General features: G+C 44.1%; 18 protein-coding genes. 17 read left to right on the forward strand and 1 reads right to left on the reverse strand.

Features of this window, described 5'->3' with window-relative positions; all coding sequences use genetic code 11:
* The first annotated feature begins 61 nt into the window (after window positions 1-61).
* Genes QZ135_RS22690 through QZ135_RS22710 form a run of 5 tightly spaced genes read left to right on the forward strand, consistent with a single transcriptional unit; the run spans window position 62 to window position 3,295 of the window.
* Window positions 62-727 (forward strand): DUF6088 family protein, encoded by a 666-nt coding sequence (locus QZ135_RS22690; protein ID WP_005361104.1) that lies wholly within the window; start codon window positions 62-64, stop codon window positions 725-727.
* Window positions 724-1,722 (forward strand): nucleotidyl transferase AbiEii/AbiGii toxin family protein, encoded by a 999-nt coding sequence (locus QZ135_RS22695; protein ID WP_005361105.1) that lies wholly within the window; start codon window positions 724-726, stop codon window positions 1,720-1,722. Before QZ135_RS22690 ends, QZ135_RS22695 begins: the two co-directional genes overlap by 4 nt.
* A 58-nt stretch (window positions 1,723-1,780) precedes the next feature.
* Window positions 1,781-2,122 carry a hypothetical protein gene (locus QZ135_RS22700; protein WP_294614965.1) on the forward strand — a complete coding sequence of 114 codons (342 nt, stop codon included), beginning with the start codon at window positions 1,781-1,783 and terminating at the stop codon, window positions 2,120-2,122.
* A gap of 19 nt (window positions 2,123-2,141) precedes the next feature.
* Complete coding sequence (locus tag QZ135_RS22705; RefSeq protein WP_294614967.1) at window positions 2,142-2,885, forward strand: FAD-dependent thymidylate synthase; 744 nt, start codon at window positions 2,142-2,144, stop codon at window positions 2,883-2,885.
* Window positions 2,882-3,295: a deoxyuridine 5'-triphosphate nucleotidohydrolase gene (locus tag QZ135_RS22710; protein ID WP_055156917.1), complete on the forward strand. Its 414-nt coding sequence runs from the start codon at window positions 2,882-2,884 to the stop codon at window positions 3,293-3,295. Before QZ135_RS22705 ends, QZ135_RS22710 begins: the two co-directional genes overlap by 4 nt.
* Window positions 3,296-3,414: 119 nt before the next feature.
* Here the strand turns inward: QZ135_RS22710 and QZ135_RS22715 are convergent, their stop codons facing one another.
* Entirely contained in the window at window positions 3,415-3,729 is a 315-nt protein-coding gene (locus tag QZ135_RS22715) for a helix-turn-helix transcriptional regulator (protein WP_005361112.1), read from the reverse strand.
* Window positions 3,730-3,878: 149 nt separating this feature from the next.
* Between QZ135_RS22715 and QZ135_RS22720 the strand changes: the two genes are divergently transcribed.
* The 12 genes from QZ135_RS22720 to QZ135_RS22775 all read left to right on the forward strand — a co-directional run bounded on the left by QZ135_RS22720 (window position 3,879) and on the right by QZ135_RS22775 (window position 12,718).
* Window positions 3,879-4,388: an SLOG family protein gene (locus QZ135_RS22720; RefSeq protein WP_055156919.1), complete on the forward strand. Its 510-nt coding sequence runs from the start codon at window positions 3,879-3,881 to the stop codon at window positions 4,386-4,388.
* Window positions 4,389-4,453: 65 nt separating this feature from the next.
* Window positions 4,454-4,579, forward strand: a complete 126-nt coding sequence (locus QZ135_RS22725) for a DUF3789 domain-containing protein (RefSeq protein WP_082421108.1) — start codon at window positions 4,454-4,456, stop codon at window positions 4,577-4,579.
* Window positions 4,580-4,582: 3 nt separating this feature from the next.
* Window positions 4,583-6,691, forward strand: coding sequence for a DNA topoisomerase 3 (locus tag QZ135_RS22730; RefSeq protein ID WP_365979334.1), 2,109 nt, complete (start codon window positions 4,583-4,585; stop codon window positions 6,689-6,691).
* Entirely contained in the window at window positions 6,688-7,071 is a 384-nt protein-coding gene (locus tag QZ135_RS22735; RefSeq protein ID WP_025580944.1) for a hypothetical protein, read from the forward strand. The genes QZ135_RS22730 and QZ135_RS22735 overlap by 4 nt, the downstream gene beginning before the upstream one ends.
* Window positions 7,072-7,076: 5 nt before the next feature.
* The gene (locus tag QZ135_RS22740) at window positions 7,077-7,445 is read left to right on the forward strand and encodes a cysteine-rich VLP protein (protein ID WP_055156923.1); all 369 of its coding nucleotides are present in this window, start codon (window positions 7,077-7,079) and stop codon (window positions 7,443-7,445) included.
* Window positions 7,446-7,598: 153 nt separating this feature from the next.
* The gene (locus QZ135_RS22745) at window positions 7,599-8,231 is read left to right on the forward strand and encodes a hypothetical protein (protein ID WP_294614983.1); all 633 of its coding nucleotides are present in this window, start codon (window positions 7,599-7,601) and stop codon (window positions 8,229-8,231) included.
* Between the two features lie 13 nt (window positions 8,232-8,244).
* Window positions 8,245-9,165 carry a DUF4316 domain-containing protein gene (locus QZ135_RS22750; RefSeq protein ID WP_294614986.1) on the forward strand — a complete coding sequence of 307 codons (921 nt, stop codon included), beginning with the start codon at window positions 8,245-8,247 and terminating at the stop codon, window positions 9,163-9,165.
* Window positions 9,165-9,863, forward strand: a complete 699-nt coding sequence (locus QZ135_RS22755) for a hypothetical protein (protein WP_294614998.1) — start codon at window positions 9,165-9,167, stop codon at window positions 9,861-9,863. Before QZ135_RS22750 ends, QZ135_RS22755 begins: the two co-directional genes overlap by 1 nt.
* Window positions 9,860-10,204 (forward strand): plasmid mobilization relaxosome protein MobC, encoded by a 345-nt coding sequence (gene mobC / locus QZ135_RS22760; RefSeq protein WP_294615019.1) that lies wholly within the window; start codon window positions 9,860-9,862, stop codon window positions 10,202-10,204. Before QZ135_RS22755 ends, mobC begins: the two co-directional genes overlap by 4 nt.
* A 131-nt stretch (window positions 10,205-10,335) precedes the next feature.
* Window positions 10,336-11,004: a response regulator transcription factor gene (locus QZ135_RS22765; RefSeq protein ID WP_015542939.1), complete on the forward strand. Its 669-nt coding sequence runs from the start codon at window positions 10,336-10,338 to the stop codon at window positions 11,002-11,004.
* A gap of 57 nt (window positions 11,005-11,061) precedes the next feature.
* Window positions 11,062-11,979: an ATP-binding cassette domain-containing protein gene (locus QZ135_RS22770; RefSeq protein WP_064785831.1), complete on the forward strand. Its 918-nt coding sequence runs from the start codon at window positions 11,062-11,064 to the stop codon at window positions 11,977-11,979.
* Window positions 11,972-12,718: an ABC transporter permease gene (locus QZ135_RS22775; protein ID WP_294615026.1), complete on the forward strand. Its 747-nt coding sequence runs from the start codon at window positions 11,972-11,974 to the stop codon at window positions 12,716-12,718. Before QZ135_RS22770 ends, QZ135_RS22775 begins: the two co-directional genes overlap by 8 nt.
* Window positions 12,719-12,736 lie beyond the last annotated feature (18 nt).

Here is a 12,736-nt window from a genome sequence, read left to right on the forward strand (position 1 = left end):
ATGTATGAATCAGATTTTTAATAGGAACACTCAAATAAGAGGCATAGAACCTATTGCAATCATGTCACGAATAATATATAATATTCGTGACATGAAGGGAGGCGGTATTGTGGACAACGGATATACAAAACGAATACGAGAGCGTGTTCTTTCTCTTGAAGATGGAACTGTTTTTGTGATGTCTGATTTTGCGGATATTGCAGATACATCCACTATTCGTCAAAGTTTAAGTCGTTTAGTGCAATCAGGAACATTGCGCCGTATTTTGAAAGGAGTTTATGAAAAACCAAAATATAGCAAACTTCTGGATGAATATGTGGCGGCAGACCCGGAAGCGGTGGCGAACGCATTGGCACGAAGTTATCACTGGACGATTGCCCCATGTGGGAATACAGCATTGAACCTGTTAGGTCTTTCAACACAGGTAACAGCAGTATGGTCCTATATCAGCGATGGTCCATATAAGACCTACGAGTGGAACTCTACAAAGCTGGAATTTAAGCACCGGACCAATAAAGAGATTACCGGATTGTCCTATATGACAAGTTTGGTTATACAGGCATTAAAAACGCTTGGCAGATCGAATGTTACGCCAGAAGTCATACAGATGCTTTCCGAAAAACTGACAGCCAAGGATAAACAGGCTTGCTTGAAGGAAGCAACAGAGTCTACGGATTGGGTTTACGATACGATACGGCAGATTTGTGGAGGTGAAAAGGTACAATGAGAAATATAGCAAGACTTTCAGATAACGACCGCAGGGAGCTGTTCAGAAATACAGCAGATAAAATGGGGCTGAATGATGCCATTGTAGAAAAAGACTTTTGGGTATGTTTTACGCTGGATTATTTATTTCACCGCTCACCATGGAAAGAGTCCATCACCTTTAAGGGCGGTACCAGCCTTTCAAAAGCCTTTCACCTGATCAGCCGGTTTTCAGAAGATATTGATTTGATTCTGGACTGGCGTGTATTGGGATATGGCAAAGATGAACCATGGGAGAAACGTTCCAATACAAAACAGGATGCTTTTAACAAAGAAGCCAATGCGCGTGCGGAGGTATTTCTGTCCGAAACATTCTGCCCGGCAGTCAAAGCCGGCTTATCCCAGGAAATCGGTTGTGAAGCAAATGTCTACATAGATGAAAAGGATAAACAGACGGTCATTTTCGCCTATCCGCACCTTTTTACAAATACGGCGACCTTACAGGTGATCCGTTTAGAGATTGGTGCGCTGGCAGCGTGGACTCCTGCAAAAACAGCGCAGATCGAACCATACGCGGCAAAATATTATCCGAAGATTTTTGAGCAAAAAGAAACTGCAATCCTTACCGTTGCCCCGGAACGGACCTTCTGGGAAAAAGCCACAATCCTGCACCATGAAGCGAACAGACCGGAACATTTGGAAATGCCGCAGCGGTATTCCAGACATTATTATGATCTCTACCGCATGGCTGCAACACCGGTCAAAGAAGCTGCTTTTTCCAGGCTGGATCTCCTGAAGAAAGTTGTAGATTTCAAAATGAAATTCTATCCCAGATCATGGGCGAAGTACCCGGAGGCTGTGCCGGGCACATTAAAATTACTCCCGCCGGAATACCGGTTCGCAGCATTGGAAGCGGACTATAACTCTATGCAGGATATGTTGTATGGAGATGTTCCGACATTTGAGACAGTCATAGCAGCGGTCCGGGAACTGGAAAAAGAGATCAATACACTATAACAATTACATATCCGTTTATTTGCCGGCTATTCTAAGATGCTTTAGAATAGCCGGTTTCTTGTTTTCAAAGGAGGGATGCTATATTACACAAAATGAAGTCAATGCCGTTTTTGACGAACAGGTACGGCTCTGTGCTGATACCTTGAAACGAAAAACCAAAGAATACACCGGGGATGACCCGGACCGGCTGGGTGCATTTAAGGCAGCGGCAGCTTTACAGCATACAACGCCCCAGCGTGCCCTTGCCGGTATGCTGGCAAAGCATATTGTTTCTATATACGATATGTGCTTTGCCGAGGAAACAGTTTATCCGATGGACACATGGGACGAAAAGATCACAGACAGTCTTAACTATCTGTTCTTACTGAAAGCGATTGTAAAGGAGGGACATACCAATTAAACAGATTGAAGTAAAAATTTTGAACTGCCAGGCGGTAGCGGAAGCAGAAAAAAACATGGTCTTTGCGGCAAGACTTACCCAACAGGGACATAAGATTGCCTCAATGGACGACCTGATGGAGCTCTACGAAAAATCATTCAGCGTTCAGACAGTAGCAGCTATGGGGGCGCTTCCCCATCCTACCATCCAGAAATTTGCGGTGATCACGGTAGCCATTGTCGGCGCCAGCAGGCGTTTTCTGGCGCAGATCACCCGCCACCAGAACGAAGTAAAATTTATGAGTGCATCGCTGCAGTACAGCAACTATACGGGACAGGCGGATTTCGCTGTCCCGTATTCTATTATGACGGCTCCGGCAGTGGTACGGGAATTGTACTTAAAAAGCTGTCATGAAAGCATGAAATGTTATGAAGCCCTGTGCACTGCCGGAAGCGGGCACGATGCGGCCGGCTATGCCACGCCCCAGGGATTACGGAATGTACTGCTCATCAGCGCCACCCCTTATCAGTGGAAACATATCATCAGCCAGCGGGTATGCCGGAGAAATACAGATGAAACAAGGATCGTACTGCTAAAGGTCTGGAAAGAACTTTATGAACTAAGCCCTGCTTTGTTTGCCCCGTCACTGACCGGGCCTTTCTGTCAGTTGGATCGATGTCTGGAAGGGAAAATGACCTGCGGACGAAAACTGGCGGCAGATATGACGCCGGAGGATATTTTAGAAAAAGACTATCCTGCTCTTTGGGAAGGGGGCTGCCGATGAAAATAAAACTGATCGATTTTGGCGTACCGGAGCACCAGCGTCCTTACCGTCCGCATGGCAATGATGCCGGAGCGGATGTTTATCTGCCCCATGACTATACCTTACAGCCCGGAGAAATCGCCAAAATTCCTCTTGGTTTTGGGCTGGAAATACCGGATGGATATGCGGGATATATCTTTCCCCGTACCAGTATGGCGGTAAAAGGTCTGGTCTGTGAACTGCCGCCTGTGGATTCCGGCTACCGCGGAGAGATCCATGCGATCATCAGCAATGTAAGCAATCAGGTGCAGTCTATTTTTAAGGGAGCCCGTATCGGGCAGCTTGTGATCACGCCGATCGTCATTGCAGATTTTGTAACAGATCTGGGAACAGAACGAGGAACCGGCAGCTTTGGCAGTACCGGCGAATAGAAAAAGGCAGTTTGGAGAACAGTTTTTGAATACTTATCGGTATAGGGAGCGGACATTTCGAGAACATTATAAAATATAATAAAGAAAGTCACGAAAAAAGCGGCCATTACCGTGACCGCTTACTTTCTGCTATTGAGTTCTTTCATAATACCGAGGATATATTGCATGGATTGAGGATCAAGCTGTCTTGCCTCTGCAATGAATTCCTTCAAGGTTTCCGGGTAGGTATTTCCTTCATCAAAGAATTCCTGCGGCGTCACACCCAGATATTCGCAGATGTAGAAAAAGGACTGCATAGCGGGAAGTGACTTTTTATTCTCAATATTATTGATGTAGTTGTTTGCCTGACCTAACGATAAAGACATATCGCGTGCGGAAACTCCTTTTTGTGTCCGCAGCTTTGCTAATCGTTCCGGGACAAAATCTTCATACATCGCCTTCACCTCCCATTCTGTAATAGATTGTACCTCACGCCCCTTTATTATCCGCAAAAGGAAAAAGGGTATTATCGTTGACTTGCTAAATAAAATCTATTACTATGTGAAAAGTGAAGAATTTTACCTATCAGATGGAGGGATGACCGATGAAAGGAAAGACTTGCTGTGTTACCGGACACAGGGATTTACCGCAGAATGAGATTAACAAAATAAAAGCCGCTTTGGAACATGAGATTGATGCTGCCGTTACAGATGGATTCACCTGTTTTATGAGTGGCTTTGCAGATGGCGTGGATCAGTATTTTGCGGAGCTGGTGCTGGAAAGAAAGCAGACCACCCCGGCACTGGAGCTGATCGCAGTGATCCCTTACCGCAAGCGTCTGGACGGCCTAAATAAGAAAACAAGAACCCGTGAACTGCTGGAGGCTTGTGCGGATGTTGTTGTCATACAGGAAAAATATCTTCCAAGCGTCTACTCCCACAGAAACCGCTATATGGTGGAGCACTCCGACCGAGTGATCGCTGTCTATGACGGACGGGAAACCGGCGGTACGGCAAAGACGATCCGCTTTACCCACCGGATGAAGAAGGAACTGCGGGAAATCCCGGTTGGAGAGATCGTCCTACCGGATCACTTGAAACCAAAAACAAAATAGATACCTGTTGATGCGCTCACTTTGAAGTGGGCGTTTTTCTTTACCCATTTTTAGGAGGAATGCTTATGTGGAACCTGATCTTACATTTCCTTACCTTTGCCGGAGGGATGGCTTCCGGCGTTATGCTGATGTGTCTTATGCAAACCGGAAAACTTGCGGATAAAGAATTTGAAACTATGAAGGAGGAATAAAAATTGAAACTTGTGATTGCAGAAAAGCCCTCTGTTGCTATGTCACTGGCAGCAGTATTAGGCGCAACGGAAAGAAAAGACGGTTATCTCGAGGGTTCCGGCTATCTGGTGAGCTGGTGCGTGGGACATCTTTTGGAACTGGCACAGCCGGAGGCTTACAAAGAACAGTACGCCAAATGGCGGTATGAGGATCTTCCGAGCCTACCGGAAAACTGGAAATATGAAGTGCCAAAGGATAAGAAAACGCAGCTTGCCCTTTTGTGCCGATTGATGAAGGACAAACGGGTGGATTCCGTGGTATGCGCTACGGATGCCGGACGAGAAGGAGAACTGATCTTCCGTCTGGTCTATGAATATGCCGGATGTAAAAAGCCTATGGAGCGCCTTTGGATTTCCAGTATGGAGGATGCGGCGATCCGTGAGGGCTTTGACCATCTCCACCCCGGCAGTGATTACGATAAGCTCTATGATGCGGCGGTCTGCCGGGCAGGAGCCGACTGGCTGATCGGGATCAATGCCACCCGGCTTTTTTCTGTCCTGTATGGTGTCACCCTAAATGTCGGCCGTGTTATGTCACCGACACTGGCACTTTTGGTACAGCGTGAGTCGGATATTGAATCCTTCATCAGTAAGCCTTTTTATGTGCCGGAAATCACCTGCGGAGGTTTTACTGCTTCCGGCGAAAAAATGACGGAACGATCCGAGGCTGAAAAAATCCGTATGGACTGTGACCACAACTCCGCTTTTGTGCGTTCTGTGGAAAAGCAGGTAAAAACTATACAGCCTCCCCGCCTTTATGACCTTACAACTCTGCAAAGGGAATGTAACCGTATTTATGGCTATACGGCTCAACAGACCCTTGATTATGTGCAATCTCTCTATGAAAAGAAGCTGGCAACCTATCCGAGAACGGACAGCCAGTATTTGACGAAGGACATGCAGGCAACCGCCGCTTCCCTGATCCTGTGGCTGCGTGACAATATGACCTTTGGAAAAGGCTACGCCGGAGAGCCGGACATTGACCGGGTAACAGATGACAGCAAAGTGACTGACCACCATGCCATTATCCCAACTGTGGAAATCGCACGGACAGACCTGTCAGAGCTTCCTTCCGGGGAGCGGGATGTGCTTACCCTGCTTGCCGTCAGACTGCTTTGTGCCACAACGCAGGTACACCGATTTGAAGCGGTCACCGCTATATTGGACTGCCAGGGATATACTTTTACGGCAAAAGGAAAGACTATTTTACAGTCCGGCTGGAAAGAGGTGGAACGGATTCACCGTATGAGTATCAGGCAGAGTGAAACGGAACACAAAGAAAATGAAGCTGTCGCTCTCCCTGTGCTGCAGGAAGGACAGACTTTTGAAGCTGTATCAGCAAGTCTCCGTGAAGGGAAAACTTCACCGCCGAAACACTATACGGAGGACACACTGCTGTCCGCTATGGAGACTGCCGGTGCGGAAGATATGCCGGAAGATGCCGAGCGTAAAGGATTGGGTACTCCGGCTACCCGTGCGGCAACACTGGAAAAGCTGGTTTCTGCCGGATTTGTACAGCGAAAGAAAAAGCAGCTCATTCCTACGGAAAAAGGAAAGAACCTGATCGCAGTCCTGCCGGACAATATCAAATCTCCCATCTTAACTGCAGAATGGGAATCCATGCTGAAACAAGTGGAACATGGCGAACTGTCGGCAACATCTTTTATGGATCAGATTGCAGATATGAGCCGGACGCTGGTAAAAGAACATACTACCCCGGAAGAACGTTTTGCGGATCTGTTTCCTTCTTCCAAAGGAACTGCACACGAAGCCGTGGGGGTATGTCCCCGCTGCGGTGCCCCGGTATTTGAAGGAAAGAAAGGTTTTTTCTGCGGCAACAGGGAATGTTCTTTTGCTCTTTGGAAAGATAACCGTTTCTTTTCCAGCAAGAAAAAATCTATCACAAAGTCTGTGGCAGCGGCTCTTTTGAAAGAGGGCCGCATTTCTATGTCCGGGCTTTACAGTGAAAAAACAGGAAGGACCTATGATGCGGAAGTGATCCTGGATGATACCGGCGGTAAATATGTGAATTTCAAGCTGGAATTTCCCGTAAAGAAAGGCAGGCGTAAATGAGCGATCGAAAAACCTTTGAATATGGCGGTTATCACTTCACGCCCATACGAAAATTTCACAAAAAAGAAGGCGACTTTTTCGCCATATCGAAACGGCTGGCAAGTGACCCCAACTTAGGGCTGTGTACCTATCAGGATCGGCAAAAAGCACCTTATGATTACAAAGACTTTTATACCGTTTCAACAGACAAAGAATGTGATATTTTCCGCTGCGAAGAAAATGGATTGTTGTATGTACCAGGAAAAAATGAACTTTTTATTTACCATGAACCAAAACAGAAAAAGCGGAACTCTATCGCCGATGCCCTTTCACAGCCCAGGAATGTTACTGATACAACCGAAATTTCCAGCGGTCGGCAAAGCAGAGCCCCGGAAAGGTAGGCGTTATGGCGGAGAGAGAATTGAACCGCTCGGAGCGGGCTACGATCCGAAAGCTGGTTACAGAGCTTTGCGCCAACTATGACTCTCAGGATAAGATCTGCCTTCCCCTGGACAGTCCTTGCTACATGCTGAATAAATGGTGGACCGGTGCTTATTGCCGGTACTTTGAAAAAGCGGTGTTGCCGGTGGATGCAGCACTGGAATCAGCCATTACCGGCGAGGACACCTCCATGAGACAGAAAATATGCCCTGTGTGTGGAAAGGCATATCTTCCTACAACCAGCCAGGCATATTGTTCCGCTGCCTGCCGGGTCTATGCAAGACGGAAATCCGAGCGGGAACGCAAACGCCGGAAGCGGCAAAACCAACCATGATATGTCCGCAACTTAGCCTTAAAAGTCCTTGATTTTCAAGGGCTTTTTGCACCTGTTTTCAAGGGAGCTGTATAAGAATACTCCGGTGCTTTGAAATGAGGTTAAGTTGCGGACAAAACATATATTTTAACAAAAACGATAGGAGGCGATTTTTTGAATATCAACACGATTACCGCGGAGGACCTTCGCCGCATGCCGGATAAGGAAGGACTGATTTTACAGGGCTGTGGCGGGGATCTGACAGAGTGGGTGGACGGGATCAATGAAATGCTGACAAAAGCAGGCATATTGAAAGATGGCAGCCAGTTTGAAAATGTGTTTGCTTTTCAGCACGGAGAACTGACCTGTCTGCTTTACCCTTTTGATGATGTGAAACTGGATATAGGGAAACTTGCCCTGTGGCGTTTACAGACCCATGAAGTCTATGGCGGCACATGGCTGTCGGACTTTGTGCCGAATTATTTAGGCGGATTTATAGAAACACCGGAACCATTGGCAGATAAACCGGACTGCCCTCTGATCGGAGCAGATGGGAACATTTTTAATCTGCTTGGTATTGCTTCCCGTACTTTGCGGGAGCATGGTCTAAAAGAACAGGCAAAAGAAATGTCTGACCGGGTATTTGCTTCCGGCAGTTATGGAGAAGCGCTCTGTATCATTGGCGAATATGTCAACATCACAGATTCCGAACCGGAGCATAAGAATTCTCTCCGTCAGCAGCTAAAGGCAACAAAACCGGCAGACCCAGTAAAAAAGCAACAAACTTCCAAACAGCAGGAACGATAAGGAGGGATGCGAAATGGAAAGGAAACGGACCTATGGTGTATGGGCAGTACGAAGCAGCACTTCTATTTTCGGACCGGCACAAAGCTGGTGCAAGGAAAATGGAAAACCGTTGGAGTTTGATAGCAAAGCCGACGCTGAAAACTATGCAAAGGAAGCCAACGAGCATACGACAGCAAATGTCCGATACTATGTGAAAGAAAAAGAACCGGAACCCGGCGCTGTTCGGAAAGGAACATCTCAACCGGAACTGGATGCGCGCAGCCATGAAGAAGTAATACCAAGAAATGATGCAGCGGAAAAACAAAACGAGATTCCGGACCGACAGATTCCTTCTCAAACAGATCCGCTGGTAGAAATCCGCTCTGCGGTCCATAGTAATTACGCGGGTATGGTCGCTATGCTGGGTGCGGACAACCGTGTGTATTTGGGGCGTGAGGAACGTTGCCATTACCAGGATATGCAGCCATCTTACTATGACAATCAGGACGGTTCCCTGTGTTTTGTCTGTGATCAGCCCGATATGTATTATTTTCTTTATGGAGAAGGCTGGGCGCATACCCAGACGGAAATGTTGGAACGAGGGCTTACCTTGCGCCAGTATGAAGAATTTGCGAGACTGCAAAATGGGGTCCTTGCACAGTTTACCACCCAAAGAGAAATTCTGTTTGCCGGACAGCCGTTTCAGGCGCCGGAAAGTTATCTTCGCAATGCAGAACTTTATGAGGAAGGTCAGACCGGCAACTACAATATGCTGGATGGCAGGCTGAACAACGAACCTCCTGTGCGCCCGGATCTGACAGACGGACAGACGGATGAAGAAATCCGGGAGCTGGTGCCGGAAGCAAAGCCGTCTTTGATGGACCGTTTGAAAGCAGACAAACCGGAGCATGAAGCAAGGCAGATGATCCCTCCTGTGCCGGAAAGGGAACGCTGATGGCCGGGGTAAGATTTGAGGATGTAGATCTTTTGGGTGCTCTTTCCCGTATCGTAGATCTTCATACCCAACATTATAAAGAGGACTTTGACCTGGATAAGGAACTGATTTCAAAACTGGCTGTGTCAGACCGTTCAGAGGATAAACAGCTTCTTTGGATGTCACGCCCTTGCGGAACCTATACCCTGCGCGAACGGGAAGTTTATCTGGATGGAAGCCATGAAAATAAAGTGTGGCGGTTTTACCAGGAACAGACAAATGATCCCGTTTTGGCTTATGCCATCTCTTTGAAAGAAGTCAGGGACGGAAAAATATTTGGCAATCTCTATCCGCTAAATTACAGAGAACATGTGGAACGGATGAAAAAGCTGACCTGTCCAATCGGAAATGTAGCCGTTGCATTTGCGGATGGAAGTGTTATCACGATTCCCTATCAGGAACGGAGACAGCTTATGAACCGGTTTATGCCAGAGCATGGAGCCCCTAAAACAATGACTTATCTGCCGGAAAATGAGCCGGAGCTGATGATGATTCTAAAACGGGAACGCTTCAAACGCAGCTATCATGCGACAGCCGGAAATCTGGAGGAATATCTTGATAAGCTGGAAAAGACCACCCTGCGGGAAAAACTCAAAAAAGCAAAGACGGCGGTTTCAACACAGGAGGTCTCATCTCATAAAAGAGGGTTGGAACGATGAAGGGCGGGCATAACAAAAAATCTGTCCGCGTCGAATTTGTCATGTCCGAAGCGGAGGCCGAACTGGTAAAAGAACGCATGGCGGAACTTGGCATTACCAACCTGTCGGCATATCTGCGAAAGATGGCCGTAGACGGTTACATCATTCACCTTGATATGGGAGATATTCAGGAAATGATCCGGCTTCTCCGCATTTGTTCCAATAACTTAAACCAATATACCAGACGGGCCAATGAGACCGGCAATATTTATGCCGCAGATATAGATGACATCCGCACCCGTCTGGACAGCCTTTGGGATGGCATGGACAAACTGATCCGGGGATTTGCAAATCTTTCATAATATTAAACTAATTTTGAAATGGCATCTTGATATGGGTTCATTTATTCTTAACAGTTTTTTATCGACGATATTATTATGTGGATAACGATAAGTTCCTATGATAAAATAATTTGGCATGGAGGTAAATAAAAATGTGTAAAATTGTTATTATTGAAGATGATATAGATATTTGCAATATGATTAAAAAATTCTTGGAAAATAATAAATATAGTGTTCAATATGCTTTAAATGGTATAGAAGGAATAAATTTGTGCAAATCTTTTGTTCCGGACTTGATAATACTTGACATTATGTTGCCAGGGCTGAATGGGGATGATGTATTACAGAAATTGCGAAAATTTACAAACGCTCCTGTTATTGTTGTATCAGCAAAAACAATGGTTCAGACCAAAATAGAATTATTAAAAATAGGGGCAGATGACTACATGACAAAACCATTTGATTTGTATGAGCTTCTTGCACGTATTGAGGCAAATTTAAAACGGACTGTCGATAATCCTTATCAAAATAATAATACTTTGATATACAAAAATATAAAGATCAATAACTCTTTGGTTTATATAAACGGAGTATTAGTACCATTTACATCAACAGAATTGAGCATTTTAGAATTGCTATTGCAATACCCACAGAAAATATTTTCAAAACAAAATTTATATGAATCCATTTGGAATGAACCTTATGCGTATGATGACGATACAATCAATACTCATATTAGTCATATTCGTAAGAAAATTAAATCAATTACAAATGAAGATTATATACAAACTATTTGGGGGATTGGATATAAAATGAAATAATCTTTAGATTTTCTTTAGAGTTATCATATATAGTGGCATGGAAAGGAGTTGTTTAGGATGACAAAATTTATATGCGAAACAAAAAACCTGAGCAAAAAATATAAAGATTTCTATGCTTTAAAAAATGTAAACTTAACTATTCCAAAAGGCGAAATATATGGACTTGTGGGCGAAAATGGAGCAGGAAAAACAACGCTAATCAGATTATTGACAGGTCTTAATTTTAAAAGTGAAGGAGAAATTATTCTATTTGGGCATAATGATAATCTGCAATATGAACGATCAAAAATCGGGTGTACGATTGAAATGCCGGCACTATATAAAGATATGACTGCTTCACAAAATCTGGAAGTGCAAAGAATACAGAGAGGTATTCCGAATAAAAGCTGCATTGCTGATACTTTAGAATTGATTGGCTTATCGAACGCAGGTAAAAAAAGAGTAGCGAATTTTTCATTAGGGATGAAACAGCGGCTTGCACTGGGCGTTGCATTATTAGGTGAGCCAGAATTTTTAATATTGGATGAACCTGTCAATGGACTTGATCCTACGGGAATTATCGAATTACGGGAACTTCTTAAAAAATTAGTGAAAGAACGGGAAACCACCATTTTAATATCCAGCCATATATTAAGCGAATTGCACCAGCTCGCCACTTGTTATGGCTTTCTTCATAAGGGAGAACTTTTAAAACAAATTTCTGCTGAAAAATTGAATGAAGAATGTAAACGGCATATTTGTTTGAAAACAGATAATATACAGAAAACCACTCTCATATTAGAACAAAAAGCTAATATTAAAAACTATTCCGTTTATCCAGACAATTCTATTCGGATTTATGATTGTTTAGATAATGTAAGAATGATTTCCAAATTACTAACCGACAATGAAATCATCATTGATGAAATCTCTGTTCAGGGAGAAGATTTGGAAACATACTTTGAAAATCTAATAGGGGGTAGAAAAAATGTATAATCAAATACGGGCAGAATTTTATAAATTATTTCATACAAAGGCGTTATATCTAACATTTGCATTGATTTTAGCTGTTTTTGGTATCTTTTCCATAGGAGGTCAGCAACAATTTGTAGTATCTAGTTCCAGCGTAGATGAAACATGGAAGATAGGAGAAACCGTAGGATTTCTTGCTCGTGCATATAGTGATCAGGTACATCCAATGATTGAAGAAATTATAAGGACTGCCACGTCTTATACGGTATTTTTCTGGCTGATTGTTCTTATATTTTCTGTTGTTTTCTTTTCCAGAGAATATACAGATTCAACGATTAAAATTGCGATTGCAAGTGGACAAAGCCGACTAAAATTCTTTATTGCAAAGTATATCGTGATTACTGTTACCAGCATCATTTTATATTTTTCATTTATTATGGTTGCATTTATAATTGAATGTACAAAATACAATGTGCCGATACAATTACTTCCAATGTTGAAAATTGCAGGGCTAAATTGCATGGTTATGGGAGCCTTTATCGGTATTACACTCATGCTGTGTGTGATATTTAAGCATACAGCTATTGTGGTAGGAACTATGTCATTATTTACTTTTAGCGGACCTCTTATTTATATGATGACATGGGATAATATGTCTGCTCAATCGTGGCGAGTTCTAACGTACTTAAAAATCAATCCGATGTATTATTGGATGAATACGTGTTCTGATAATAGAAACTTATCACGGTCTAACCACTTCTAAACCCCTGCAATTACGCTG

Source organism: uncultured Bacteroides sp., from assembly GCF_905207245.1.
In the GTDB taxonomy this organism is placed as follows: domain Bacteria; phylum Bacteroidota; class Bacteroidia; order Bacteroidales; family Bacteroidaceae; genus Bacteroides.

Bases quoted from the DNA above. Each gene is read 5' to 3' on its own strand.
- QZ135_RS22690 (WP_005361104.1), top strand. From the start codon at position 62: ATGTCACGAATAATATATAATATTCGTGACATGAAGGGAGGCGGTATT.
- QZ135_RS22695 (WP_005361105.1), top strand. From the start codon at position 724: ATGAGAAATATAGCAAGACTTTCAGATAACGACCGCAGGGAGCTGTTC.
- QZ135_RS22710 (WP_055156917.1), top strand. From the start codon at position 2,882: ATGAAAATAAAACTGATCGATTTTGGCGTACCGGAGCACCAGCGTCCT.
- QZ135_RS22715 (WP_005361112.1), bottom strand. From the start codon at position 3,729: ATGTATGAAGATTTTGTCCCGGAACGATTAGCAAAGCTGCGGACACAA.
- QZ135_RS22720 (WP_055156919.1), top strand. From the start codon at position 3,879: ATGAAAGGAAAGACTTGCTGTGTTACCGGACACAGGGATTTACCGCAG.
- QZ135_RS22725 (WP_082421108.1), top strand. From the start codon at position 4,454: ATGTGGAACCTGATCTTACATTTCCTTACCTTTGCCGGAGGGATGGCT.
- QZ135_RS22735 (WP_025580944.1), top strand. From the start codon at position 6,688: ATGAGCGATCGAAAAACCTTTGAATATGGCGGTTATCACTTCACGCCC.
- QZ135_RS22740 (WP_055156923.1), top strand. From the start codon at position 7,077: ATGGCGGAGAGAGAATTGAACCGCTCGGAGCGGGCTACGATCCGAAAG.
- QZ135_RS22750 (WP_294614986.1), top strand. From the start codon at position 8,245: ATGGAAAGGAAACGGACCTATGGTGTATGGGCAGTACGAAGCAGCACT.
- QZ135_RS22755 (WP_294614998.1), top strand. From the start codon at position 9,165: ATGGCCGGGGTAAGATTTGAGGATGTAGATCTTTTGGGTGCTCTTTCC.
- mobC (WP_294615019.1), top strand. From the start codon at position 9,860: ATGAAGGGCGGGCATAACAAAAAATCTGTCCGCGTCGAATTTGTCATG.
- QZ135_RS22765 (WP_015542939.1), top strand. From the start codon at position 10,336: ATGTGTAAAATTGTTATTATTGAAGATGATATAGATATTTGCAATATG.
- QZ135_RS22770 (WP_064785831.1), top strand. From the start codon at position 11,062: ATGACAAAATTTATATGCGAAACAAAAAACCTGAGCAAAAAATATAAA.
- QZ135_RS22775 (WP_294615026.1), top strand. From the start codon at position 11,972: ATGTATAATCAAATACGGGCAGAATTTTATAAATTATTTCATACAAAG.